General features: G+C 66.3%; 2 protein-coding genes. Both read left to right on the forward strand.

Going from position 1 to position 2,760, the window contains the following annotated elements; translation table 11 throughout:
* Positions 1-207 precede the first annotated feature (207 nt).
* Positions 208-1,641, forward strand: a complete 1,434-nt coding sequence (gene glmU / locus PQI23_RS13900; protein ID WP_339975548.1) for a bifunctional UDP-N-acetylglucosamine diphosphorylase/glucosamine-1-phosphate N-acetyltransferase GlmU — start codon at positions 208-210, stop codon at positions 1,639-1,641.
* A gap of 45 nt (positions 1,642-1,686) precedes the next feature.
* The gene (locus PQI23_RS13905; RefSeq protein ID WP_339975550.1) at positions 1,687-2,664 is read left to right on the forward strand and encodes a ribose-phosphate diphosphokinase; all 978 of its coding nucleotides are present in this window, start codon (positions 1,687-1,689) and stop codon (positions 2,662-2,664) included.
* The last annotated feature ends 96 nt before the right edge of the window (positions 2,665-2,760 follow it).

The following is a 2,760-nucleotide window of genomic DNA, read 5'->3' on the forward strand; positions in this document are numbered from 1 at the left end:
TCGGGTCATTGCTCCGTGCGGCGCTCACAAGCGCCGTCGATATGGGGTAGCGCAGCTACTCTGTGTGTCGGGAGCGATGGAACGAAGCATCGCTTCGGGTCATTGCTCCGTGCGGCGCTCACAAGCGCCGTCGATATGGGGTAGCGCAGCTACTCTGTGTGTCGGGAGCGAAGCATCGCTTCGGGTCGTCGTCGAAGAAAGGACACCATGGCAGAGCAGCACCTTGCAGTTGTGATTCTCGCAGCGGGCCAGGGAACACGCATGAAGTCGGCGTTGCCGAAGGTGCTGCACCGCATCGGAGGTCGATCCCTCATCGCGCACGTGCTCGATGCTGCAGCAGGGCTCGAACCGGCTCAGGTGGTGGCGGTGGTGCGGCACGAGCGGGAGCGGGTCTCCGCCGCGATTCTCGAGCACGCTCCCGATACCGTGATCGTCGACCAGGACGACGTCCCCGGCACCGGCCGTGCCGTGGAGCAGGCGCTCGCCGCACTCCCGGAGGACTTCGACGGCTCGGTCGTCGTGCTCTCCGGTGATGCCCCGCTCATCGACACGTCCACGCTCGAGGGGCTCGTCAAGGGGCACTTGAGCGGGGGCCGGGCGATGACGCTGCTCTCCGCGGTGTTCGACAACCCCACCGGCCTCGGGCGGATCCTGCGCGACGATTCCGGCGCAGTGCTCGGCATCGTCGAGGAGAAGGATGCCGACGACGACCAGCGTCGGATCACTGAGATCAACGGCGGCATCTACGTGTTCTCACGTCGTTCCCTCCAGACCGCGCTCGCGAGCATCGATACGAACAACGCGCAGGGGGAGAAGTACCTGACGGATGCGGCTGCCCGCATCCTCGTGACGGGCGGCGATGTGGAAGCCGTGGCCACCGACGATCCGTGGACGATCGCCGGCGTCAACGATCGTGCGCAGCTCGCCGAAGCGGGCCGAGAGCTCAATGCGCGCATCGTGCGGGCGCATCAGCGCGCGGGCGTCACCATTCAGGATCCTACGACGACGTGGATCGACGCCGACGTGTCGATCGAGCCCGATGTCGAGATCCTTCCCGGCACTTTCCTCCAGGGAGCCACCTCGATCGCGACCGGCGCTGTGATCGGGCCGGATACGACGCTCGTCGACTGCGAGGTCGGAGCCGACGCGCGCATTCGCCGCAGCGAAGCGACGCTCGCGGTGTTCTCGGCGGGCGTCAACGTCGGGCCGTTCGCGTACATCCGGCCCGGAACCGAGCTCGGCTCAGGCGGAAAGATCGGCGCGTTCGTCGAGACGAAGAACGCGAAGATCGGCGACGGCAGCAAGGTGCCGCATCTCAGCTACGTCGGCGATGCGATCATCGGAACCGACAGCAACATCGGTGCCGGGAGCATCTTCGCAAACTACGACGGCGTGCAGAAGCACGAGGCTCGCGTGGGGGATGGGGTGCGCGTCGGCTCGAAGAACGTGCTCATCGCACCCGTTACCATTGAGGACGGAACGTACACGGCGGCAGGCACCGTCGTGCGCAAGGATGTTCCCTCGGGCTCGCTGGCGATGAACGTTGCTCCCCAGCGCAACATCGCAGGGTGGGTCGCCGAGAACCGCCCGGGCACCAGCACCGCGGAGGCGGCGCAGCGTGCCGAGGAGCGCGGGAAATAGCCGAAGAGTGATGGGTATGTCAGCACCGATGAGGAGCACGCAGGGATGAGCACAATCGAGATGGCCGGGCAGAAGAAGCTCGTCCTGATCACGGGTCGGGCGTACCCCGAGCTGGCCGAACAGGTCGCCGCAGAACTCGGCGCCGAGCTCGTGCCGACGGACGCGCGTACGTTCGCGAACGGTGAGCTGTACGCACGCTTCGATGAGAGCGTGCGAGGCTCGGATGCGTTCGTGATCCAGTCGCACACCTTCCCGATCAACGAGTGGCTCATGGAGCAGCTCATCATGGTCGACGCGCTGAAGCGCGCCTCGGCGAAGCGCATCACCGTCGTCGCTCCGTTCTACCCGTACTCGCGTCAGGACAAGAAGGGGCGCGGTCGCGAGCCGATCTCGGCCCGTCTGATCGCGGATCTCTTCAAGGCTGCCGGAGCAGACCGCATCATGTCCGTCGACCTGCACGCCCCGCAGATCCAGGGCTTCTTCGACGGCCCGGTCGACCACCTCTTCGCCATGCCGGTGCTGCTGGACCACTTCCGGAAGACCATCGCCCGCGACGATCTCACGGTCGTGTCGCCCGATATGGGGCGCGTACGCGTCGCGGACGTCTGGAGCGATCGGCTCGATGCGCCCCTCGCCATCATCCATAAGCGGCGCGATCCCATGGTGCCGAATCAGGTATCGGTGCACGAGATCGTCGGTACCGTGAAGGATCGTTGGTGCGTGGTCGTCGACGACATGATCGATACCGGTGGGACGATCGCGAAGGCGGCCGAGGCGTTGAAGGCGAACGGGGCTCGCGGCGTCACGATCGCGTGCACGCACGCCATTTTCTCGGGCCGTGCGATCGAGCACCTCTCGCAGGAGTTCATCGATCAGGTGGTTGTGACCGACACGCTTCCGGTGCCGGAGGAGAAGCGCTTCGACAAGCTCACGGTGCTGTCGATCGCCCCGCTGCTCGCGAAGGCGATTCACGAGGTCTTCGAAGACGGCTCCGTCACCTCCATGTTCGAGGGCGCGGCCTAACGAAAACGCATCGCGTTTTCGTTCGGCCGCGGCGGCGCTACAGCGCCGGCCCACGGAGCGAAGCGCGGGGTGGCGGCCGTTCGGCCGCGGCGGCGC

Origin of the sequence: Leucobacter sp. USCH14, assembly GCF_037619215.1 — a bacterium.
In the GTDB taxonomy this organism is placed as follows: domain Bacteria; phylum Actinomycetota; class Actinomycetes; order Actinomycetales; family Microbacteriaceae; genus Leucobacter.